We start from the raw sequence: 15,973 nt of genomic DNA, 5'->3' as shown, positions 1-15,973 counted from the left end.
CCGTTTAACCGCGCGTGGCCGCGATCTTGATCAGCTTGGCGTAGTAGAACCCGTCGTGGCCGCCTTCCTGGGCCAGTAACTGGCGACCATGAGGCTGCTTGATGCCAGCCTGCGTGGCGAGGTCCAGTTCACGGGCGCCTGGCGTACGAGCGAGGAACGCTTCGATCACCTCAGTGTTTTCGGTCGGCAGCGTGGAGCAGGTGGCGTAGAGCAAAATGCCGCCCACTTCCAGAGTTATCCACAGGGCGTCCAGCAGCTCGCCCTGAAGCACCGCCAGCGCGGCGATGTCATCGGGTTGGCGGGTCAGCTTGATGTCGGGGTGACGACGAATCACGCCGGTGGCCGAGCACGGTGCGTCCAGCAGAATGCGCTGAAACGGCTTGCCGTCCCACCAGGTCGCCGTGTCGCGGCCGTCGGCTGCGATCAGTTCGGCGCTCAAGCCCAGGCGCGCGAGGTTTTCCCGCACCCGCACCAGACGCTTGGCTTCGAGGTCCACCGCCACCACGCCGGCCAGTGCCGGCTCGGCTTCCAGGATGTGACAGGTCTTTCCGCCCGGGGCACAGCAAGCGTCCAGCACCCGTTGGCCCGGCGCCAGGTCCAGCAAGTCCGCGGCCAGTTGCGCCGCTTCGTCCTGCACGCTGATCCAGCCCTCGGCGAAACCCGGCAGGCTGCGCACGTCGGTAGCGGCCTCGAGGATGATGCCGTCCTGACTGTAAACACACGGTGTGGCGGCGATGCCGGCGTCGGTCAGTAACCCGAGATACGCATCGCGGGTGTGATGACGACGGTTGACCCGCAAAATCATCGGCGGATGGGCGTTGTTCGCCGCGCAAATGGCTTCCCACTGCTCAGGCCAGAACGCCTTCAGGGATTTTTGCAGCCAGCGCGGATGCGCGGTACGCACTACCGGATCGTGTTCCAGCTCGGCCAGTAGCGCTTCGCTTTCACGCTGGGCACGGCGCAGCACGGCGTTAAGCAACGCCTTGGCCCAGGGTTTTTTCAGCTTGTCGGCGCAACCGACGGTTTCGCCAATGGCGGCGTGGGCCGGAACCCGGGTGTAGAGCAATTGGTAGAGGCCAACCAGCAACAACGCTTCAACATCCGCGTCGGCCGCCTTGAACGGCTTCTGTAACAACTTGGCCGCCAGTGCCGACAAACGCGGCTGCCAACGAGCCGTGCCGAACGCCAGGTCCTGGGTGAAGCCGCGGTCGCGGTCCTCGACCTTGTCCATTTGTGTCGGCAGAGAACTGTTGAGTGAGGCTTTTCCGTTGAGAACTGCAGCAAGTGCCTTGGCGGCGGCCAGACGTGGGTTCATTGGGCGTCCGCCGCTTGACCGAGGACGGTGCCGACGGCGAATTTCTCACGCCGGCTGTTGAACAGGTCGCTGAAGTTCAGCGCTTTGCCACCGGGTAATTGCAGGCGGGTCAGGCACAGGGCCTGTTCGCCGCACGCGACGATCAAGCCGTCCTTGCTGGCGCTGAGGATTTCACCTGGCGCGCCCTTCCCTTCAGCGAGGCTGGCAGCCAGTACTTTCAGCGCTTCGCCGTTCAGCGTGCTGTGGGTAATCGGCCATGGGTTGAAGGCACGAACCAGACGCTCCAGTTCAACCGCCGGGCGATTCCAGTCGATGCGCGCTTCGTCTTTGTTCAATTTATGAGCATACGTGGCGAGGCTGTCGTCCTGGACTTCGCCTTCCAGCGTTCCCGCCGCGAGGCCGGCAATCGCTTGAATCACCGCCGGTGGGCCCATTTCGGCCAGACGGTCATGGAGACTGCCGCCGGTGTCTTCACCGGTAATCGGCGTGATGACTTTGAGCAACATCGGGCCGGTATCGAGGCCCAGTTCCATGCGCATTACGGTCACGCCGCTTTCGCGGTCGCCCGCTTCGACGGCACGCTGGATCGGCGCCGCACCGCGCCAGCGTGGCAGCAGCGAGGCATGGCTGTTGATGCAGCCCAGGCGCGGAATATCGAGCACCACTTGCGGCAGGATCAAGCCGTAGGCGACCACCACCAGCAAGTCCGGTTTGAGCGCGGCCAGTTCAGCCTGAGCGTCTTCATTGCGCAGGGTCGGCGGCTGCAACACCGGGATATTGTGCTCTAGAGCAAGCTGCTTGACCGGGCTCGGCATCAGCTTTTGCCCACGGCCCGCCGGACGGTCCGGTTGGGTGTAGACCGCGACGATCTCGTAAGGGCTGTCGAGCAGGGCCTTGAGGTGTTCAGCGGCGAATTCCGGGGTGCCGGCAAAGACGATGCGCAGTGGCTCAGTCATGGAAAACTCTCATTTACAAAGCAGTCGCAAAAGAAAAAGGCTTGCCGCAGCAAGCCTTTGAAAGGAGGGCATCAAGCGTTCTGGCGATGGAGCTTTTCCAGTTTCTTCTTGATTCGGTCGCGCTTGAGATTAGACAGGTAATCAACGAACAATTTGCCGTTGAGGTGGTCGCATTCATGCTGGATGCACACGGCGAGCAGGCCTTCGGCAATCAGCTCGTAGGGTTGGCCGTCGCGGTCCAGCGCCTTGATTTTGACCTTCTGTGGGCGATCGACGTTTTCGTAGAAGCCCGGCACCGAGAGGCAACCTTCCTGATACTGCTCCATCTCGTCGGTCAGGGTTTCGAACTCGGGGTTGATGAACACCCTGGGTTCGCTGCGGTCTTCGGAGAGGTCCATCACGACGATACGTTTGTGCACGTTGACCTGGGTCGCGGCAAGGCCGATGCCTGGCGCTTCATACATTGTTTCAAACATGTCATCGACCAACTGACGCACTTCGTCGTCCACTACGGCCACAGGTTTGGCGATAGTGCGCAGGCGCGAGTCGGGGAATTCGAGGATGTCTAAAATGGCCATAAGCTTATTTGCTGCACGTGTGAGGTAAAGTCGGGTCGATGGCCTGACGGGTCCGAAGAAGATGCAGGCTATCGTTGTAAAACGTAGCTCCCTTTCTTTTCAGAAAAGAGTCGGGAGCGAGCCACGAAGGCTCTGGCGTTTTACGCGAACGTACATAATAAAGGGATTCACCGCATGAGGAAATCACTACTCGCCTTGCTCCTTCTGGCCTCGGCTGGTTTGGCGCACGGGCAAGTGCAACTCAAGGAAGGTTTTCCACAGCAATACACCGTGGTAGCGGGGGATACACTCTGGGACATCTCAGGAAAATTCCTGCGTGAGCCGTGGAAATGGCCCGAGCTCTGGCAGGCCAATCCACAGATCGAAAACCCCAATCTTATCTATCCCGGCGATTCGCTGTCGCTGGTCTACGTCAACGGCCAGCCGCGTCTGACCCTCAATCGCGGCGCTTCCCGGGGGACCATCAAGCTCTCGCCACGCATCCGCAGCAGTCCGGTGGCCGACGCCATCCCCAGCATTCCGCTGCAATCGATCAACAGCTTTCTGTTGAGCAATCGCATCGTCGACAAGGTCGAGGACTTCGACAAGGCGCCTTATATCGTTGCTGGCGATGCCGAACGCGTGCTCAGCGGTACCGGTGACCGGATTTTCGCTCGCGGCCATTTCGATCCGAACCAGCCGGTGTACGGCATCTTCCGCCAGGGCAAGGTCTACACCGATCCGCAGAGCAAGGAGTTTCTGGGAATCAATGCCGACGACATCGGTGGTGGAGAGATCGTGGCCACTGAAGGCGACGTCGCCACCCTCGCCCTGCAACGCACAACCCAGGAAGTCCGTCTCGGCGACCGCTTGTTCAGCGGCGAGGAGCGTTCGATCAACTCGACGTTCATGCCCAGTTCGCCAACAACCGAGATCAATGGGGTGATCATCGATGTACCGCGCGGGGTTACGCAGATTGGCGCGCTGGATGTCGTGACGCTGAACAAGGGCCAACGCGACGGCCTCGCCGAAGGCAACGTCCTGGTGGTGATGAAAACCGGTGAAACCGTGCGCGACCGGATCACTGGCCAGCCGCTGAAAATTCCCGATGAGCGGGCCGGTCTGCTGATGGTGTTCCGCACTTACGACAAACTTAGTTACGGATTGGTCCTCAACGCATCGCGTTCCTTGGCGGTGATGGACAAGGTGCGAAATCCTTAGCCTGCTTAACGAGTTACCAACAGAGTTATCCACAGCTTATTCCCGTTTGAACGGGGCTCATAACGATCAAGGATGATCCATGTCGCTGTCTACTTTTGCATCGGTTTCCCCTGCGGAACTGGAAGCTCGTCTACGTTTGCATCGCCTGCCGGAACTCGGTCCTGCGCGTTTCAAGAAATTGCTGGAGGCCTTCGGCTCGGCGTCCAAAGCCATCGACGCTCCGGCGAGTGCCTGGCGTTCGCTCGGCTTGCCTTTCGCTTGCGCAGAGGCTCGTCGAGCCCCTGAAGTCCGTGATGGTGCGAGCCACGCATTGGCTTGGCTAGAGCGTCCGGGCCAGCATTTACTGATGTGGGACCAGCCTGACTACCCGGCGTTGCTGGCGGAGATCAGTGATGCTCCGCCGCTGTTATTTGTGGCGGGCGATCCGGGCATTCTGGAAAAACCACAGCTGGCAATGGTCGGCAGCCGCCGCGCTTCTCGGCCGGGAATGGACACCGCTGCCGCGTTTTCCCGCAGTCTGGCGGGCGCCGGTTTTGTCATCACCAGCGGTCTGGCGCTGGGCATCGACGCCGCCGCGCATCAAGCCGCTTTGGACGTGGGCGGGCGAACGGTCGGTGTACTTGGCACGGGACTTGAAAAGTTTTATCCACAGCGCAATCAACGGTTGGCGGATGCCATGATTGCATCGGGTAGCGCGGTACTTTCGGAGTTCCCGCTGGACGCCGGTCCAACGGCCAGCAACTTCCCCCGACGCAATCGAATCATCAGCGGTTTGTCCCTCGGTGTGTTGGTGGTCGAGGCCAGTGTCGCCAGCGGTTCGTTGATCACCGCGAGGCTGGCGGCGGAGCAAGGGCGAGAGGTGTATGCGATCCCGGGCTCGATCCATCATCCCGGCGCGCGCGGTTGTCATCAGCTGATCCGTGACGGTGCGGTGCTGGTGGAAACCATCGAGCATATCCTCGAAGCGTTGCGTGGCTGGCAACGGTTGCCGATGTCCACAGAGGAACCATCGGTGACACATCCGTTGCTCATGCTGTTGCATGCCGCGCCCCACACCAGTGAGGCGCTGGCAAATACCAGCGGCTGGGCCTTGCCCAAAGTGCTGGCGGCGCTGACGGAGCTGGAAATGGAGGGCCGGGCGGTCTGTGAAAGCGGGCGCTGGTTTGCGCGTGTAAGCTAGGTTTTATAAGGAAGATCGGTAAACTGCGCAGAGCCTTATTCCGGAGAGTTTTTCATGGTCAACAGTTGGCGTGTGCAACAAGCCGCACGAGCCATTCGCGCAGGGGCGGTGATTGCCTATCCAACCGAAGCGGTCTGGGGTCTGGGTTGCGATCCGTGGGACGAGGAAGCGGTGGAGCGTCTGCTGCTGCTCAAGGGCCGGTCTGTGGAAAAGGGCCTGATTCTGGTCGCCGATAACATTCGCCAGTTCGACTTCCTGTTCGAAGATTTCCCCGAGCTTTGGATGGACCGCATGGCCAGCACCTGGCCGGGACCCAACACCTGGCTGGTGCCACATCAGAACCAGTTGCCCCAGTGGATTACCGGCGTGCATGAAACCGTGGCGCTGCGGGTCAGCGATCACCCACAGATACGGGATTTATGCGCATTGGTGGGGCCGCTGGTCTCAACGTCGGCTAATCCACAGGGCCGGCCGGCGGCGCGCACACGGATTCGTGTGGAGCAGTATTTCCGTGGGCAGGTTGATTTGGTGTTGGGCGGGCATTTGGGTGGGCGCAAGAATCCGAGCGTGATTCGCGACCTGGCGACCGGTCACGTCATTCGCCCGGGCTAATACCGCGTTATCGTTCATCGCGGGCAAGCCTCGCTCCCACAGGTCCGAGTCGTATACGAATTATGTGAACGACCGAAATCCTGTGGGAGCGGGCTTGCCCGCGAAGAGGCCCTGACAAACACCAAATATCTTATGGCAGAAGCACTGTCGAGCCAGTGGTCCTCCGCGCCGACAACTCGGTCTGCGCTTTCGCTGCTTCAGCCAATGGATACGTGTGGCTGATGTCGACCTTCAGCTTCCCGCTGATGATCATTTCAAACAACTCATCCGCCATCCGTTGCAGGTTTTTAGCGTTGTTGGCGTAGGTCGCCAGGGTCGGCCGGGTCACATACAACGATCCCTTCGCCGACAAAATCCCCAGGTTCACCCCATCCACCGCGCCAGATGCATTGCCAAAACTCACCACCAGACCCCGAGGCGCCACGCTATCAAGCGACGTCAGCCAAGTGTCCTTGCCAACGCCGTCGTACACCACCGGGACCTTTTTGCCGTCAGTCAATTCCAGTACGCGTTGTGCGACGTTTTCGTGGCTGTAGTCGATGGTCGCCCAAGCACCGTTGGCTTTGGCCAATGCGGCTTTCTCCGCTGAGCTGACCGTGCCGATCAACTTCACGCCCAACGCCTTGGCCCATTGGCAGGCCAGGGAACCGACACCACCGGCAGCGGCGTGAAACAGAATGGTCTCGCCACCCTTGAGTTCATACGTCTGGCGCAGCAAGTACTGCACGGTCAGGCCTTTGAGCATCACGCCGGCGGCCTGTTCGAAGCTGATGGCGTCCGGCAGGCGCACCAGATTGGCCTCTGGCAATACGTGAACGTCACTGTAGGCGCCCAATGGGCCGCTGCCGTAAGCCACGCGGTCGCCGACCTTGAAGCGAGTGACTTCGCTGCCCACCGCCTCGACCACGCCCGCGCCTTCCGAGCCCAGGCCCGACGGCAACGCCGGCGGCGGATAGAGGCCGCTGCGGTAATAGGTGTCGATGAAGTTCAGGCCAATGGCCTTGTTGGTGACGCGGACTTGTTGCGGGCCGGGCTCGGCGGGTTGGTAATCGACGTACTCGAGCACGTCAGGGCCGCCATGGGCGCGGAACTGGATACGCTTTGCCATCAGAACTCTCCTTAGATCATTTTGCTAAGCCCCCTATCGGACTCCTAAGCTTGATCTTCGTCAACTGCGACGGGTGCACCGGCGATGTTATGCTACGCGCCCATTTGCACCGGCCCCTGTTCCGATGGAGCGCCGCGCAGCTTTGCCCGATTCAAGGTGATGACATGACAACCCGCACCGAGGCCGTAAAAGCCTACCTGCTCGACTTGCAAGACCGAATTTGCGCTGCCCTGGAAGCTGAAGACGGTGGCACGCACTTCGTCGAAGACGCCTGGGCCCGGCCTGCCGGTGGTGGTGGTCGCACGCGAGTGATTGAAAACGGCACGGTGATCGAAAAGGGCGGCGTCAACTTTTCCCACGTCTTTGGCAGCGGTCTCCCACCGTCCGCCAGCGCTCATCGACCGGAACTGGCCGGCCGGGGCTTCGAAGCCCTCGGCGTGTCACTGGTGATTCACCCGCACAACCCGCATGTGCCGACCTCCCACGCCAACGTACGCTTTTTCATTGCTGAAAAAGAAGGTGAAGAGCCGGTCTGGTGGTTCGGCGGTGGTTTCGACCTGACGCCGTATTACGGCAACATCGATGACTGCGTGCACTGGCACCGCGTCGCGGAGCAGGCCTGCGCGCCGTTCGGTCCGGACGTTTACGCTCGCTACAAAGCCTGGTGCGACAGCTACTTCCACATCAAGCATCGCCACGAACCGCGTGGCATCGGCGGTCTGTTCTTCGATGATTTGAACGAGTGGGATTTCGACACCAGCTTCGCCTTCATGCGCGCCATCGGTGACGCTTACATCGACGCGTACTTGCCGATCGTGCAGCGCCGAAAAAATGATCCGTTCACCGCCAAACAGCGGGAATTCCAGGAATTCCGTCGTGGGCGTTACGTTGAATTCAACCTGGTCTACGACCGTGGCACGTTGTTCGGCCTGCAATCGGGCGGGCGTACCGAGTCGATCCTCATGTCCCTGCCGCCGCAAGTCCGCTGGGGCTACGATTGGAAAGCCGAGCCGGGCAGCGAAGAGGCGCGGCTGACCGAGTACTTCCTGCAAGATCGCGATTGGTTGGCCGAGGCCTGAACGAGGAGTTCTGATGGACCGTTACGTCGTATTTGGTAACCCGATTGGGCACAGCAAGTCGCCGCTGATCCATCGTCTGTTCGCCGAGCAGACTGCTCAGCAACTGGATTACAGCACCTCGCTGGCTCCGCTCGATGACTTTTCCGACTTTGCCCGGGCGTTTTTCCTCGAAGGTTGCGGCGCCAATGTGACGGTGCCATTCAAGGAAGACGCTTTTCGCCTGGCCGACAGCCTGACGGAACGGGCGCAGCGGGCCGGCGCAGTGAACACCTTGAGCAAACTCGCCGATGGCAGCCTGCTGGGTGATAACACCGACGGTGCCGGGCTGGTTCGGGACCTGACGGTCAATGCCGGTTTCAGCCTCAAGGGCAAACGCATCCTGCTGCTCGGCGCGGGCGGCGCGGTGCGCGGTGCGCTGGAACCGTTGCTGGCGGAGCAACCGGCCTCGGTGATCATTGCCAACCGCACGGTAGAAAAAGCCGAACTGCTGGCGGAATTGTTCGCTGATCTGGGGCCGGTGTCGGCCAGCGGTTTCGACTGGTTACAGGAATCAGTAGACCTGATCATCAACGCCACGTCGGCGAGCCTGTCGGGCGATGTGCCGCCGATTGCCGGCAGCTTGATCGAACCGGGTAAAACCGTTTGCTACGACATGATGTATGGCAAGGAACCGACTTCGTTCTGCCGTTGGGCCATTGAACATGGCGCGGCAGTGTCGATGGATGGCTTGGGGATGCTCGCTGAACAAGCGGCAGAAGCCTTCTTCCTGTGGCGGGGGGTGCGCCCGGATACGGCGCCGGTGCTGGCCGAACTACGCCGGCAGTTGGCCCTTTAAAGTCAAAAGATCGCAGCCTGCGGCAGCTCCTACATGGGATCGGCGTTCCTTCTGTAGGAGCTGCCGCAGGCTGCGATCTTTTTAGTCTTCAAACCTGATCGGGCATTTCTCCGCCCCTTCAAGCTTCCTCAACTCCTCCACCACCTGCGGCCGCGCGCGCCGCAGGGTCAGGCTGCGATCCTGCTTAAGCAGCCGCCGTGCTTCCTGGTGCAGCATTTCCACCCCTGAATAATCGATGAAGTTGATCTGCTGCGCCTCGATCACCACGCGCGCGCCGTGCATCCGTTGCAGGCGCACTTGCAGGTAATGGCTGGCGCCGAAAAAAATCGACCCGCCCACCCGCAGAATGTCTTCATCCCCTTCGCGAGAATGCTGTACTCGTGGCTGCGAAGTGCGCTTGAGGTAGAAGAACAGCGACGCCAGCACGCCGGCATAAATGGCCGTCTGCAGTTCCAGCAGCAACGTTGCAACGCAGGTCAGCGCCATGACCAGGAACTCGGAGTGGCTGACCCGCCACAACGCGCGAATGCCGCGATGATCCACCAACCCCCATGCAATCAATAAAATGCTGCCAGCCATGGCCGGGATCGGGATATGGGCAATCAAACTCGCACCGAAGATGGCGAAAAGTCCCACCCACAACGCCGAAAAAACGCCGGCCATAGGCGAGCAGGCACCCGCTTCATAGCTCAGGCCCGAGCGAGTGAAGGAACCGGCTGATAGCGAGCCGGAAAAAAATGCACCGACCATGTTCGATAAACCCTGGGCGCGGACTTCCTGATTCGCGTCGAGCAACTGCTGCGAACGGGCTGACAACGAGCGAGCAATCGACAGGCTGGTGACCAGACCGAGCATACCCACCGCCACCGCGCTGGGCAGCAGACGAAGTATCAGTTCCAGGTCCAGCGGCAAAGGGCTGAAGGGTGGCAGTCGCCCGACAAACGCACTGACCAACTTCACCTGCCCGAACATTGATGGCCAGAGCCAGACCAGCAATCCGCCCAACGCCAGGGTGATCAATAGCGTCGGCCAACGCCGCAACAGCAGTTTCAGTATGGCGCCCACGACGACTGTCGCCAGGCCCAGCACCCATGAAGGCTTATCCACTTCACCCAGATGACTGAACAGCGTCACCAAGCTGTTCAGCGCCGTTGCCTGGCTGGGCAAGTCCAGCCCCAGCAGGTTTGGCAGTTGGCCAATGGCAATCACCACCGCCGCACCGAGGGTAAAGCCCAGCACCACCGAGTGAGAGACGAAATTTACCAAGGCGCCAAAACGCAGCAAACCCAACAGCCACTGGAAAATGCCGGCGAGAAGCGTCAGCAACAGGATCAGCGTGATGTAGTCCTGTGACGCGGGAACGGCCAGAGGACTGACGCTGGCAAACAGGACAATGGAGATCGCTGCCGTAGGACCACAGATCAAATGCCATGACGAACCCCACAGACAGGCGATCAACACCGGGATGATAGCGGCGTACAAGCCATATTCCGGTGGGAGGCCGGCGATCAAGGCGTAGGCAATGGATTGCGGCAGCGCGAGAATCGCGCCGCTGAGGCCGACGATCAAGTCACGCCCGACGCTGGCGCGGGTCTGCCGGGGCAGCCAGCTAAGGAAGGGGAAGAGCGAATGGCGGCTGGGGAAGGCCATGGGTCCTCTCAGTGAGTGACTACAAACGCGTCAGGGTGGTGTGTCAGATGTGACGGTGCAAGCTCAAAAATCATCGCGAGCAGGTTCGCTCCCACAGGGTAATACAGGCACCTGTGGGAGCGAGCCTGCTCGCGAAGGCGTCCTCGGACCTTACAACTTGGCTTTAACCGCCGGCAACGCGTCCTTCCCGTCTGCAGTCTTCACGCCATCCAGCCATTTATCCAGCACCGCCGGATTGGCCTTGATCCACGCCTTGGCCGCATCAGCATTGCTGACTTTCTTGTTCACCACCTCGGCCATGATGCTGTTCTCCATCTCCTGAGTGAAACTCAGGTTGGTGAGCAGTTTGCCAACGTTTGGACAGGCTTCGGCGTAACCCTTGCGCGTCAGGGTGTGGACGCTGCCGGTGTCGCCAAAGTACTTCTCGCCACCCTTCAGGTAGTGCATTTTCAACTGCACGTTCATTGGATGCGGCGTCCAGCCGAGGAAGGTCACGAATTTCTGTTTCTTCACGGCGCGGGACACTTCCGCCAGCATCGCCTGCTCACTGGATTCGACGAGTTTCCACTGACCCATGTCGAAGTCGTTTTTCTTGATGATTTCTTGCAGTGAAATGTTCGCCGGGGCACCGGAGCCGATGCCGTAGATCTTCTTGTCGAACTTGTCGGCGAATTTGTTCAGGTCGGAAAAGTTATGCACACCCGCGTCCCAGACGTAGTCCGGAACAGCGAGGGTGAATTCGGTGCCGTCGAGGTTCTTCGCCAGTTGAGTGACGTCACCCGTGGCCACGAACTTGTCGTAGAAACCCTGTTGCGCCGGCATCCAGTTACCCAGAAACACGTCGACCTGTCCGTCCTTCAGACCGCCAAAGGTGATCGGCACCGCGAGGGTGTCGACTTTGGCCTTATAGCCCATGCCGTCCAGCAGAAACCCGGTGATGGCGTTGGTCGCGGCGATGTCGCTCCAGCCAGGGTCGGCCATTTTCACCGTCTCGCAGCTCTGATCGGCATACGCCGACGCACTGCCCAGAGCCAGGAGCCCGACCGTCAGTACTGTGGATAACTTTTGCATGGACTTCCCCTTAACATTATTGGTTTTGGCAGGGTTGTGGATAACGTGCTTTGCGCTCCAGATCGTCGAGGTCGATGTGGTTGCGCATGTACTGCTGGCTGGCGTCGACCAGCGGCTGGTGATCCCAGCTCTTCAGCTTGCCGATGGTCAGCGCATCGGCGACGAATCGACGGCGCCTTTGGCTGGCAAGCACTTGGTGGTGGATCGTCGGGATATCCCATTTGGCCCGTGCTTCAGCGAGAAAATCATCGAAAAGCTGCTGATGTTGTGGCGATTTGCTGAGTTCTTCTTGTTCGCGCGGGTCGTTCTGCAGGTCGAAGAGCAGGCAAGGGTCGTCTTCGCTATAGATGAATTTATTGGCGCCGCGGCGAATCATCATCAGCGGACTGATCGTGCCTTCGGCCATGTATTCGCCGAAGACCTCGTCGTGACCGCCCTGCCCTTTCAGGTGCGAAACCAGCGAGCGACCGTCCAGCGGCAGCCCCGGCTCCAGCGATCCCCCCGCCAACTCCACAAACGTCGGCAGCAAATCGGCAGTCGACACCGCTGCGCTGACCCGGCCAGCCCCGAACTGACCCGGGGCACTGATCAACAGCGGAACGCGCGCGGCCATTTCGAACCAGTGCATTTTGTACCAAAGCCCGCGTTCACCGAGCATGTCGCCGTGGTCACCGGAGAACACGATGATGGTGTCGTCGATCAGCCCTGTTTCCTCAAGCGTTTGCAGGAGTTTGCCGACGTTGCTATCGATATAGCTGCAAGCGCCGAAGTATGCACGGCGCGCATCGCGAATCTTATCCACAGGCAGCGGCTTGTCCCACAGGTCGTAAACCTTGAGCAAACGCTGAGCGTGCGGATCGAGTTCAGCCTGTGCCGGAGTGTCGGGCAGCGGGATGTCGGCATCGTCGTACAGGTCCCAGAAAGCCTTGGGAATGGTGTAAGGGTCGTGGGGGTGAGTCATCGAAACGGTCAGGCAGAAAGGTTGATCGCCATCCTCGCGGATGTGATCGAACAGGTATTGCTGGGCCTTGAACACCACTTCTTCGTCGAAATCCAGCTGATTGGTGCGCACGCACGGCCCGGCTTGCAGCACCGACGACATGTTGTGATACCAGCTCGGACGTACGTCCGGTTCATCCCAGTTCACGGCCCAGCCATAGTCGGCCGGGTAAATGTCACTGGTCAGGCGTTCTTCGTAACCGTGTAACTGGTCCGGACCGCAGAAGTGCATCTTGCCCGACAACGCTGTGCGGTAACCGAGGCGACGCAGGTAGTGGGCATAGGTCGGTACATCGGCGGGGAAATCGGCCGCGTTATCGTAGGCGCCGATCTTGCTCGGCAGCTGACCGCTGACCAGGGTAAAACGCGACGGCGCGCAGAGTGGGCTGTTGCAGTAAGCGGCATCGAACACCACGCCTTCGGCGGCGAGGCGGCTGAGATTCGGCAGTTTAATAGGCGAAGGGCCGTAGAACGGCAACATTGGCGCGGCCATCTGATCGGCCATGATGAAAAGAATATTCTTGCGCTTCATGTGATCGCGGCATTCCATAGTGAATATTTATGCGAAAGTGCTGCGATCGAGCATGGAGTCCATGCACTTTGTGGTAAAGCCCATGCCAGGCAATGACTAGGATAAGCACAGCTTATGTATGACGCCCTTGGTGATTTATCTCTGGATTTGCTTCGCGCGTTTGAAGCGGCGGCTCGACAGCGCAGCTTTACCGCTGCGGCAGTGGAGCTCGGCACCACGCAAGCGGCGATCAGTCAGCAGATCAAACGGCTGGAAGAACAGCTCGCTACACGACTGTTCGACCGCATTTATCGCGGCATTGAATTGACCGAGGCCGGGACGATTCTTTATGAGCAGGTTCAGCTCGGTTTGCAGAATATCGACGCAGGATTGAGCGCAATCAGTGCGCAACAGCAACACGAGGTGTTGCAGGTCGCCACCGATTTCGCCTTCGCCGCGTATTGGCTGATGCCACGTTTGCACCGCTTTCATGCCGCCAACCCTCAGGTTGATGTGAGCCTGGTCACCAGCGAACGCAGTCACAACATGTTGCGCACCGATATCGATGTGGCGGTGTTGTTCGGTGATGGCCGATTCAAGCAAGGTGAAAGCCATTGGCTGTTCAGCGAAGAAGTGTTCCCGGTATGCAGTCCGCTGCTATTGAAGGATCGTCCCCTGCCCTTGCCGGCTCAGTCATTGCTGGAATTCCCTCTGCTGCACCTGCGCGGGGAAAACAGCAGTAACTGGTTCGACTGGAGCGGCGTGTTTCGCGAGCTTGGCATCTCGTCAGCACCAGCGCCGGGGCAATTGCGCTTCGACAATTACACGTTGTTGATTCAAGCGGCGATTGGCGGGCAAGGCGTGGCAATCGGTTGGCGGCACCTTGTGGATAACTTGCTGGCGCAAGGTTTGTTGTGTCGGCCGATTGCTGAAACGGTGATTTCCCGACTGGGCTATTACGTGGTCCTGCCCCAGCGCAAACGGCGCGGGGCTTTGATTCAACAGTTTGTGGATTGGTTGATGGCCGAGCAGGCCAGCAGTGCGCAATCGCTGAATGGCCTGCCGTTGCCGTCGATTGCCGTTTGAGAGCGAAAAGATCGCAGCCTTCGGCAGCTCCTACATGTGTGTTCCTGGCCCCCGCCCTTGTAGGAGCTGCCGAAGGCTGCGATCTTTTACTGCTCTGAAGTCGCAACGAAATTCACATGCTCCCCGACGTGCAGGTTCAGCCGCAGCTCATCGGCAACCCCCACCGCCACCCGATGCAACCGCTCAATCGGTTCGACCAGGCCTGGCTCCAGGCTGCTGCTGACCCGGCTGAAATGTTCGATGGTCAGGCCCGGCACGCTGTGTGGTGCATTCACCAGCGTCCAATGCAAGGTGCTGCTTTGCAGGGCTTCACGGATTTCCTCGGCGGCGTGGCGTTGCAACTGATCCTCTATTTCCGGATCGTCCAGTACCTCGAAATCGCCCACCAGAAACAGCCGGGTAATGCCTGCCGCCTGCATGCCATCGATCAGTGCATCCACGGCCAGCACTTGCTCGACCGGGCCCGGCACGATGGTTTTTTCCACATGCTCACTGGCGAATGGCAACCCGGGCGCGTCTAACAGGCAAATCACCGCCGAACAGCCCGCGACACTTTGCTTTACGCGTTCGGCATTGAACAAATCGCCGGTCTTGGCCCGCAAACCCGGGCGCGGCGCGAGCGCTGTCAGGTCATCGAGAATCGCGATCACTTCATGTTGGCGGTGCAGCATTTCAGCCATCAGCGCACTGCCCAGGCTACTCATGGCACCATAAAGCACCACTTTCACCACCGGGGTTTCGGCATTTTTCATGGCGGGGCTCCGTTCTTTCCTACTTATATGGCGTGTGACCTGTAGGAAACGATGAGGGTTCGACCGGGTTATAGAGGGCTTCAGATGCATTCGATCAAGGGCTACCACGCCCATGTCTATTTTAACGCCAGCACGATCGATCAGGCGCGAACCTTATGTGAGCAGGCGGCTCAATTGTTCCCGCTGAAGATGGGCCGCGTGCATGAGCGCCCGGTGGGACCGCACCCGGACTGGAGCTGCCAACTGGCATTCGGACCTGAACTGATCGGCGATGTACTGCCGTGGCTGGCGCTCAACCGCAAGGGGTTGGTGGTGTTCCTGCACCCGGATACCGGTGACGATCTGCTCGACCACACTGAACATGCGATCTGGATGGGCGCGATTCGGCCACTGGACCTGTCTATTTTTTGATCAGAGGCTTTCTTCGGCTTCGCCCGGCAGGTGCTCGTCCAGGTGTAGCCAAGGCAATCGGCTGTCAGTCCAGATGTGTCGTTCGGCCGGAGCCTGCTCTGGGTGGTCGAGCGTTGCGATGGTCACGTCGATGGTCACGGGGCTCAGACGTGTCGTCAACGCCAGTTGCGCCCCGCAGGTCGGGCAGAAATAACGTACGCAGCTTGATGAAGAATCGTACTGCGCCGGCGTGCCTTTTACCCATTCAAAAGCTGACGCCGGAACGGTAATCCAGGTCGTCACGATTCCACCGCTGACCCGCCGGCAAATCGAGCAATGGCAGTGGGCGATGTCGTGCAGCGGCCCGCTGAATTGATAGCGCAGATGCCCGCAGTGGCAGCCGCCGGTGTGAAATTCGCTCATGACCTTCCCTCCTGATGTGTATTGACCTACGCCTTCGCGAGCAAGCCCGCTCCCACACTTGGTCTGTGTCGTACACAAAACTACCTGTGGGAGCGGGCTTGCTCGCGAAGGCGTCAACTCAATCTATCTCACTAACTCGGTCCGACGACCGGTTGCACAACCGGTCAATCCTTTCACCGGCGAAAGCTGGCTGAAAGCTTGCGCGATTAGGATCGCCCCCACTGCCGG

16 protein-coding genes are annotated in these 15,973 nt (G+C 60.0%); 7 read left to right on the top strand and 9 right to left on the bottom strand.

Translation table 11 applies throughout. From position 1 onward, the window contains the following. Positions 1 to 4 precede the first annotated feature (4 nt). The 3 genes from rsmB to def form a co-directional block, all read right to left on the bottom strand. Positions 5 to 1,315 (bottom strand): 16S rRNA (cytosine(967)-C(5))-methyltransferase RsmB, encoded by a 1,311-nt coding sequence (gene rsmB / locus JFU37_RS12400; protein ID WP_201115572.1) that lies wholly within the window; start codon positions 1,313 to 1,315, stop codon positions 5 to 7. After that, on the bottom strand, positions 1,312 to 2,271 hold the full coding sequence (gene fmt / locus JFU37_RS12395; RefSeq protein WP_201115571.1) for a methionyl-tRNA formyltransferase: 960 nt from the start codon (positions 2,269 to 2,271) through the stop codon (positions 1,312 to 1,314). The genes rsmB and fmt overlap by 4 nt, the downstream gene beginning before the upstream one ends. Positions 2,272 to 2,342: 71 nt before the next feature. Then, complete coding sequence (gene def, locus JFU37_RS12390; protein ID WP_046056612.1) at positions 2,343 to 2,849, bottom strand: peptide deformylase; 507 nt, start codon at positions 2,847 to 2,849, stop codon at positions 2,343 to 2,345. Positions 2,850 to 3,023: 174 nt separating this feature from the next. On the opposite strand from def, the gene JFU37_RS12385 reads away from it, so the two are divergent. From JFU37_RS12385 to JFU37_RS12375, 3 genes are all read left to right on the top strand, one after another. After that, positions 3,024 to 4,049: a LysM peptidoglycan-binding domain-containing protein gene (locus tag JFU37_RS12385; protein ID WP_201115570.1), complete on the top strand. Its 1,026-nt coding sequence runs from the start codon at positions 3,024 to 3,026 to the stop codon at positions 4,047 to 4,049. Positions 4,050 to 4,128: 79 nt separating this feature from the next. After that, positions 4,129 to 5,229 (top strand): DNA-processing protein DprA, encoded by a 1,101-nt coding sequence (gene dprA, locus JFU37_RS12380; RefSeq protein WP_201115569.1) that lies wholly within the window; start codon positions 4,129 to 4,131, stop codon positions 5,227 to 5,229. Between the two features lie 54 nt (positions 5,230 to 5,283). Next, complete coding sequence (locus tag JFU37_RS12375; RefSeq protein ID WP_201115568.1) at positions 5,284 to 5,841, top strand: L-threonylcarbamoyladenylate synthase; 558 nt, start codon at positions 5,284 to 5,286, stop codon at positions 5,839 to 5,841. Positions 5,842 to 5,971: 130 nt separating this feature from the next. Here the strand turns inward: JFU37_RS12375 and JFU37_RS12370 are convergent, their stop codons facing one another. Continuing rightward, entirely contained in the window at positions 5,972 to 6,949 is a 978-nt protein-coding gene (locus JFU37_RS12370) for an NADPH:quinone reductase (protein ID WP_201115567.1), read from the bottom strand. Between the two features lie 164 nt (positions 6,950 to 7,113). Between JFU37_RS12370 and hemF the strand changes: the two genes are divergently transcribed. Next, complete coding sequence (gene hemF, locus JFU37_RS12365; protein WP_201115566.1) at positions 7,114 to 8,028, top strand: oxygen-dependent coproporphyrinogen oxidase; 915 nt, start codon at positions 7,114 to 7,116, stop codon at positions 8,026 to 8,028. A gap of 13 nt (positions 8,029 to 8,041) precedes the next feature. Beyond that, complete coding sequence (gene aroE, locus JFU37_RS12360; RefSeq protein ID WP_201115565.1) at positions 8,042 to 8,863, top strand: shikimate dehydrogenase; 822 nt, start codon at positions 8,042 to 8,044, stop codon at positions 8,861 to 8,863. Positions 8,864 to 8,944: 81 nt separating this feature from the next. Here aroE and JFU37_RS12355 read toward each other — a convergent pair whose 3' ends face one another. The 3 genes from JFU37_RS12355 to betC form a co-directional block, all read right to left on the bottom strand. Continuing rightward, the gene (locus JFU37_RS12355; protein WP_201115564.1) at positions 8,945 to 10,513 is read right to left on the bottom strand and encodes a SulP family inorganic anion transporter; all 1,569 of its coding nucleotides are present in this window, start codon (positions 10,511 to 10,513) and stop codon (positions 8,945 to 8,947) included. Positions 10,514 to 10,663: 150 nt separating this feature from the next. Further along, positions 10,664 to 11,584 (bottom strand): choline ABC transporter substrate-binding protein, encoded by a 921-nt coding sequence (choX, locus tag JFU37_RS12350; RefSeq protein ID WP_201115563.1) that lies wholly within the window; start codon positions 11,582 to 11,584, stop codon positions 10,664 to 10,666. 16 nt (positions 11,585 to 11,600) lie between these two features. Next, entirely contained in the window at positions 11,601 to 13,115 is a 1,515-nt protein-coding gene (gene betC, locus JFU37_RS12345; RefSeq protein ID WP_201115562.1) for a choline-sulfatase, read from the bottom strand. Positions 13,116 to 13,229: 114 nt separating this feature from the next. Between betC and JFU37_RS12340 the strand changes: the two genes are divergently transcribed. Then, positions 13,230 to 14,180: a choline sulfate utilization transcriptional regulator gene (locus tag JFU37_RS12340; RefSeq protein WP_201115561.1), complete on the top strand. Its 951-nt coding sequence runs from the start codon at positions 13,230 to 13,232 to the stop codon at positions 14,178 to 14,180. Positions 14,181 to 14,266: 86 nt separating this feature from the next. Here the strand turns inward: JFU37_RS12340 and JFU37_RS12335 are convergent, their stop codons facing one another. Beyond that, complete coding sequence (locus JFU37_RS12335; RefSeq protein WP_201115560.1) at positions 14,267 to 14,932, bottom strand: NAD(P)-dependent oxidoreductase; 666 nt, start codon at positions 14,930 to 14,932, stop codon at positions 14,267 to 14,269. Between the two features lie 84 nt (positions 14,933 to 15,016). On the opposite strand from JFU37_RS12335, the gene JFU37_RS12330 reads away from it, so the two are divergent. After that, positions 15,017 to 15,343, top strand: coding sequence for a DOPA 4,5-dioxygenase family protein (locus JFU37_RS12330; RefSeq protein WP_201115559.1), 327 nt, complete (start codon positions 15,017 to 15,019; stop codon positions 15,341 to 15,343). Here the strand turns inward: JFU37_RS12330 and JFU37_RS12325 are convergent, their stop codons facing one another. Continuing rightward, complete coding sequence (locus JFU37_RS12325) at positions 15,344 to 15,745, bottom strand: GFA family protein (RefSeq protein ID WP_201115558.1); 402 nt, start codon at positions 15,743 to 15,745, stop codon at positions 15,344 to 15,346. It lies immediately after the preceding gene. Between the last annotated feature and the right edge of the window lie 228 nt (positions 15,746 to 15,973).

Source organism: Pseudomonas sp. TH41 (genome assembly GCF_016650695.1).
In the GTDB taxonomy this organism is placed as follows: Bacteria; Pseudomonadota; Gammaproteobacteria; order Pseudomonadales; family Pseudomonadaceae; genus Aquipseudomonas.
Note: the sequence above shows the minus strand (reverse complement) of the source record. Positions and strands in the feature narration are given on the sequence as shown.